The organism is Klebsiella sp. MBT K-1, assembly GCF_002556465.1.
GTDB classification, from domain to species: domain Bacteria; phylum Pseudomonadota; class Gammaproteobacteria; order Enterobacterales; family Enterobacteriaceae; genus Klebsiella; species Klebsiella grimontii.
This window is the reverse complement of the sequence record NZ_PDEL01000011.1, coordinates 237,844-244,055: the sequence shown is the minus strand read 5'-3', so window position 1 is coordinate 244,055 and position 6,212 is coordinate 237,844. Positions and strand designations below refer to the sequence as shown.

Genomic DNA, 6,212 nt, shown 5'->3' with positions numbered 1-6,212 from the left:
ACGCGCCGCCTCCGGGAGATTTTCATGCAGCAGCGGATATGTCTCTGAAACAACGTGATATGCAGCGATGCCCTGGCCCCCGCTGAAATCGGCGAACCGGGAGATGAGCGCAGTGCGTAGCTCCGATTTCTTTGCCGGACCGCGGGGATTGTAAAGGGGGAGACGGTTTTCTCCCCCTTCACCCGTTCACGTTCCACGGTGAGACATTTTCTGCGGGATAATAATGAACGGAACCCCTCAACACCGTCCCGGAGGCGGCGCTGCGCGCCTGTCCGGGCTACCAGGGCAATATTAGCAACCCGCCTTTGGGAACGGCTTCAGCGGCCAAATTTACGCGAACCGACAACGCACAGAATCACGCCCAGCGTCACCGCCAGCATCACGGGGCTGACGGTTTCGTGCAACAGCGCCGCCGCCAGGCCAAGCCCGAAGAATGGCTGTAATAGCTGGAGCTGGCCGACGGCGGCGATACCGCCAGCGGCCAGCCCTTTGTACCAAAAGATAAAACCGATAAGCATACTGAAAACCGACACGTAGCCGAGCGCAGCCCAGGTCGATACCGTCAGGGCGCCCCATGACGCTGGCCGGGTCATCCACGAGGCCACCAGCATAAAAGGCAGCGCCATAATCAGCGCCCAGCTAATCACCTGCCAGCCGCCGAGCTCCCGGGTCAGCTTCGCGCCCTCCGCATAGCCCAGGCCGCAGACGATCACCGCCGCCAGCATCAGCAGATCGCCGCTGAGCGACGCCGCCGCGTTTTGCGTCAGGGCGAATCCCACCACCAGCAGGCTGCCAATAACCGAAAAGATCCAGAAAGCGCGACGCGGACGTTCGCCGCCGCGCAGCACGCCAAAAATGGCCGTCGTCAGCGGCAAAAGCCCAAGAAAAACTATCGAATGCGCTGAAGTGACGTGTCGCAGCGCCAGCGCCGTGAGCAGCGGAAAACCGATCACCACCCCTGACGAGACAATCGCCAGCGGCATAAGCTGCGACAGGTGCGGGCGTTGTTGGCGAAAGCCGACCACCAGCACGATGGCCAGGAGCCCGGCGATGGAGGCGCGCAGAAAGGTCAATAGAAAAGGGTCCATCTCCAGCACCGCCAGACGCGTCGCGGGCAGCGAACCGCTAAAAATGATGACGCCCAGCAAACCATTAAGCCATCCGGACCACGGCCCCGGAGCTGTGTTATGAACCGCTGAATCTACCACGCTAACCTCGCAATATTGGCTGTGCAGTGCCCGCTTGAGCAATGTCTGAAGCGATGGTAGTGTTCTTAATCTAATACAATCAAATTATTGTCATAGATACATTCACCGATGAAAGCCCGATACAAAACCATTGTCGACAGATACGCGCAGGCGATTCATCGCGGACAGATGCCGGCCGGAACCCGTCTGCCGACCCATCGTACCCTTGCCGCCGATGAACGCATCTCGCTGGCCACGGCCACCCGCGTTTATCGTGAACTGGAAGCAATGGGGCTGGTCAGCGGCGAAACCGGGCGCGGCACCTTTGTGCGGGATATCTCGCTGCCGCCGGGGCACGGCGTCGATCAGCAGTCGGTGGCGGGCGATGTTATCGATCTCAACTTCAACTATCCTTCGCTGCCGGCGCAGGGGGATGCGCTGCGCGAGGCGCTCAGGCGGCTGGCGATGGCGGGGGATATTGAATCTCATCTGCGCTACCAGCCTCATGCCGGGCGGCTCTCCGAGCGCGAAACTATCGCCCGCCATTTGACCGGTAGCCGCTTTGCGCCCGACGCGGAAAACGTGCTGATCGTCAGCGGCGCCCAGCACGGGCTGGCGGTGACCGTGATGGGCCTTCTGCGCCCCGGCGATGTGGTGGCGGTTGATGCGCTGACCTACTCGGGCTTTAAGGCCCTGGCCGCGCTTTATCATCTGGAACTGGTGGCGATCCCCTGTCGCGCGGAGGGGCCGGATCTGCAAGCGCTTCACCAGCTGTGCCGGCAGCGGCGGGTACGGGCGGTTTATACCATGCCGACGCTGCACAATCCGCTCGGCTGGGTGCTCACTTCTCGCCAGCGGCAGGCGCTGACGGACCTCGCGCGCCTGCATGACCTGCTGATTATTGAAGATACCGCATACGCCTGGCTGGTCCGCAATCCGCCGCCGCCGCTGGCCAGCTATGCGCCGGAAAGAACGGTTTATATCACCGGTTTTTCGAAAAACGTCGCCACCGGGCTGCGCGTGGGGGCGGTTATCTGCCCGTCCCGCTATCGGTCTGAGATTGTACGCGCCATACGGGCCACGACGTGGAATACCCCTTCGCTGATGAGCTCGCTGATCTGCGCCTGGATTGATGATGGGACGGTTGCGCGTTTTGCGGCGCAGAAACGACGGGATGCGCGGCTGCGGCAGTCGCTCGCGCGTGAGACGCTCGGCGCGCTTCCCTTTGTGAGCCATCCGAGTTCGTACTTCCTCTGGCTGCCTCTGGGCGAGGAGAGCCGGGCCGATCGGCTGGTGAAAATGCTGATGGATCGCCATATTTCCGTGTCGACCGCCGAACCGTTTTGCGCTGCCGCGAACGTGCCGCAGGCGCTCCGCATCGCCCTTGGTTCAGTCCCCTTGGATAGCCTGCGCGCGGCGCTGCTCCAGGTTCGCGAAGCCGTGGAGTTTGAACAATACCGCTAGTCCATCGGCGATCGTCGCCGGGATAATAACGATGGCGTTTTAGCTGCGTTATACAGGTTTACTTATCCGTAATCTTTTAAGGGATAAATAGCAGGATAATGATATTAAAATAAACGATTATTATTTATTTTAATGAATTATATGGATAATTTTAAATTTAATGACAATTTAAAATTGTTACTGTAGTGTACAAAAAATCATGTACGGTTGTGCTTTTGACGCTGAGCGCACGCACGTCCTGAAGATACTACGTCGTTAATCATTTCAGGGGCGGAGTGGCGCCCTGTTCTGTACAGGATCTTTTTTCAATGCAGCAGCTCTACATTTATATTCTGATCGCCAGTTTGACCATTGCCAGTCCCGGACCCGGAGTATTACTGACGCTGACCAACACGCTGAATTACAATCTGCGTAATGCGATGGCGGGGATCATCGGCGTGGCGGTTGGAATGGGGGTCATCTCGATTATTGCCGCCAGCAGCGTTGGCGTGCTGATTACCACTTCTCAGCTGACGCTGTTGATCGTCAAGGGGGTCGGGGCGGCCTATCTGATCTATCTGGGCATAAAACTCTATCGCTCGGTGCCCCGCGTACTGAATCAACCTCTTTCGTCTTCAGAGGACGTGATACCTTCCGCCAGCTACCGGTTTCGTCAGGGGTTGCTGGTGTCGCTATTTAATCCCAAACCCATTGTGTTTTTTATGGCGCTGTTCCCCCAGTTTATTCATCCCCAGCAGCCCTTTATTCCGCAGTTCAGCGTGCTGTCGATAACCTTCTGTATTCTGGTTGTTGTCATTCATTCACTCTACGGCCTTTTCGCACACAGCGTAAAAACGAAAATGTCGTCCGGGAATGCCTTTGTTAAGTTGAATAAAACCGGTGGCATCGTCTTTATGTGTTTTGCCGTCGGTCTGATTGTTTCCGCCGTTCACCCTTATTTGTCATCATGACCGTGAGGACGCGGGGCCCGGCGCTCAGCCCATCTGCGCCAGCTGGCCGCGCAGCACCTCCACGCCTTGTTCGATAGCGTCAGGATTAATGGCGTGAAACCCCATCCGGAAGAAGTTAGCCGGCGGCGCGTCGCTGAGGAAATGCCGCGCGCCGGGCTCAATCAGCACCCCGGCGTGGGCGGCGCGCCAGGTCAGCTGCTGGGTGTTGATTTGCTCCGGCGTGGCCAGCCAGAACGCGTTGGCGTGTTCGCTGCCGGGGATGATTTGGCACTCCGGCAGATGCTGCTGCAGCGCGTTGTTGAGACGGTCCCAGCGCTGGGCCGAGTCGTAATGGTAGCGCCGCAGGTGGGTTTCATAGTGGCCCTGGGCGAGGAAATGGGCCATCTGATACTGAATATTGGTCGGCGGATGGCGGTACACCAGACGGCGCAGCGCCCGGGCTTCATCAATCAGATCCGGGTCAGCGACCATAAAGCCCAGCCGCAGGCCCGGCGATAGCGCTTTTGACAGGCTGCTCACGTAGATCACTCTACCGCAGCGATCGCTGGCCTTCAGCGCCGGCAGCGGGTTGAGCATAAAGTTACTTTCAGAGTCGTAATCGTCCTCAATTATCACCGCGTCATGGTGAGCGACATGCTCCAGCAGCTGGCTGCGCCGCGCTTTGCTCATGGCTACCCCGGTCGGCACCTGGTGGCCGGGCGTCACATAGTAGTAATCGCAGGGGGCGTCATTGAGGACGATCCCCTGCTCATCCACCGGATGCGGCACGATATCGGTATCGGCGAGCAGAAAGGTGTTAATGGCCTCGCGAAAACAGGGATTCTCCACGCCAACGCGCGTGCTGGATGACATCAGCAGGCGCGTCAGCAGGTAAAGCGCGTTTTGCGAACCGAGGGTAATCAGAATCTCGTCCGGCGAGGCGACAATGCCGCGCTTGGGCAGCACCCGGGTGCGGATCTGCTCAATCAGCATCGGTACGTCCTGATCGATATGATCCACCACCCACGCCGGGTCGCGCACGCCGCCGTGCAGCCAGTTTGCCGCCGAACGCCAGGTCGCCAGCGGAAACTGGCGGGTATCCGGCTGACCGTAGATAAACGGATAGCGGTAGTTCATCCAGCCGGCCGGTTTCAGAATCGACTCCTGCTGGCTGGGCGTGATTTGCAGCCGCGTGCCCCAGCGTGGTGCAGAACGCTCATCCTGGGGTGCAGCTTCCGGCGCGGCGGCGCGGCTGGCATGCTGATAATCCGGGTGCAGGTAGTAACCGCTGCGCGGACGGCTCAGCAGATAGCCTTCGTTAACCAGCCCCTCAAAAACCAGCGCCGTGGTGTTACGCGATACCCGCAGCTGGCTGGCCAGCTGGCGGCAGGAGGGAAGCGGCGTGTCGGCGGAAAAAATACCGCCCAGAATGGCGTTAATCAGCGTCTCGCGCACCTGCTCCTGCAAACCGCGGCGCGGGTCGAAATCAACGTGTAACAGGTGTCGGATCATGCCAGGCTCCTTACTCAAACGCTCAGTACAGAAACTCGAGCAAATTCCATACCACCCTGAGAATGACTGACACATCCGCGCGGTGAATCTGGCTCTATCCGGAAATTAAAAACGCTCCCTACAGTAAAAACGCATTCATCAGTCGCGGTTCGGAACTTCCGTCGGCACATATTTTGCAAAACCTTTTCATGTTCTGGAATGAACACGTCTGGCGAATTAATTAGGGGTGAATTAATGAACAAATCATTAGGTTCAATTTGTCTGGGCGCCATCATGGCGATGGCCTTTTCTTATCACGCAGCCGCCGCAGATCTTCCGGAAATAGAAAAATCCGGCACCCTGAAAGTCGCGACCGAAGATGATTACGCGCCTTTTAACTTTATGAATAACGGCCAGGCGGATGGCTTTAACAAAGATATGCTCGATGAATTACGTAAATACGCGAAATTCAACGTTGACCAGAGCATTCTGCCGTGGACCGGATTATTGGCGGCGGTTTCCACCGGGCAATACGATATGGCGTTAACCGGCGCGGTGATTACCGACGACCGTCTCAAGGTTTTTGATTTCACGCCGCCGTGGGCGTCAGCGCAGCACTATTTTGTTAAACGCGCGGGCGATAACTCCCTGAACACCATTGCCGAACTGAGCGGGAAAAAAGTGGGCGTCCAGGCGGGCAGCGCGCTGCTGGCGCGGCTGCCGGAACTGAAAGCGATGCTGGAGAAAACCGGCGGCAAGCTGGGGCCGGTGGTGGAGTATCCCTCCTATCCTGAAGCCTACGCCGACCTTGCCAACAAACGGCTGGATTACGTGATTAACGTGGTTATCTCAGTCAACGATCTGGCGAAGGCCAAACCGAAGGTGTTCGCCAAGGGGCTGGCGGTATCCGGCCCGGGCTATATGGCGTGGCCGATCCCGAAAAACTCGCCGCAGCTGCTGGCCTATATGACCAAATTTATGAACCACATGAAGGAGACCGGCAAGCTCGCGGAACTACAGAAAAAGTGGTTTGGCGAAACCTATGACGATCTTCCGAACGTGCCAATCACCAGCCCGGAACAGTTCCATAAATTAGCCGGTCTGTAATGGGTTCTGCGGCGGGAAACCGCCGCCTGTTTAG

At 58.1% G+C, this 6,212-nt stretch carries 5 protein-coding genes; 3 read left to right on the top strand and 2 right to left on the bottom strand.

Annotated features, from left to right (window positions below):
- Window positions 1-317: 317 nt before the first annotated feature.
- The gene (locus CMQ96_RS18355) at window positions 318-1,208 is read right to left on the bottom strand and encodes a DMT family transporter (RefSeq protein ID WP_098067121.1); all 891 of its coding nucleotides are present in this window, start codon (window positions 1,206-1,208) and stop codon (window positions 318-320) included.
- 108 nt (window positions 1,209-1,316) lie between these two features.
- Here CMQ96_RS18355 and CMQ96_RS18350 point away from each other — a divergent pair, with 108 nt between their 5' ends.
- Entirely contained in the window at window positions 1,317-2,651 is a 1,335-nt protein-coding gene (locus CMQ96_RS18350) for a PLP-dependent aminotransferase family protein (protein WP_004132425.1), read from the top strand.
- A gap of 308 nt (window positions 2,652-2,959) precedes the next feature.
- Window positions 2,960-3,601, top strand: coding sequence for a LysE family translocator (locus tag CMQ96_RS18345; RefSeq protein WP_024358862.1), 642 nt, complete (start codon window positions 2,960-2,962; stop codon window positions 3,599-3,601).
- A 24-nt stretch (window positions 3,602-3,625) separates the two neighbouring features.
- Here CMQ96_RS18345 and CMQ96_RS18340 read toward each other — a convergent pair whose 3' ends face one another.
- On the bottom strand, window positions 3,626-5,092 hold the full coding sequence (locus tag CMQ96_RS18340; protein WP_098067120.1) for a PLP-dependent aminotransferase family protein: 1,467 nt from the start codon (window positions 5,090-5,092) through the stop codon (window positions 3,626-3,628).
- A gap of 234 nt (window positions 5,093-5,326) precedes the next feature.
- On the opposite strand from CMQ96_RS18340, the gene CMQ96_RS18335 reads away from it, so the two are divergent.
- Entirely contained in the window at window positions 5,327-6,178 is an 852-nt protein-coding gene (locus CMQ96_RS18335; RefSeq protein ID WP_004132430.1) for a transporter substrate-binding domain-containing protein, read from the top strand.
- Window positions 6,179-6,212: the final 34 nt, after the last annotated feature.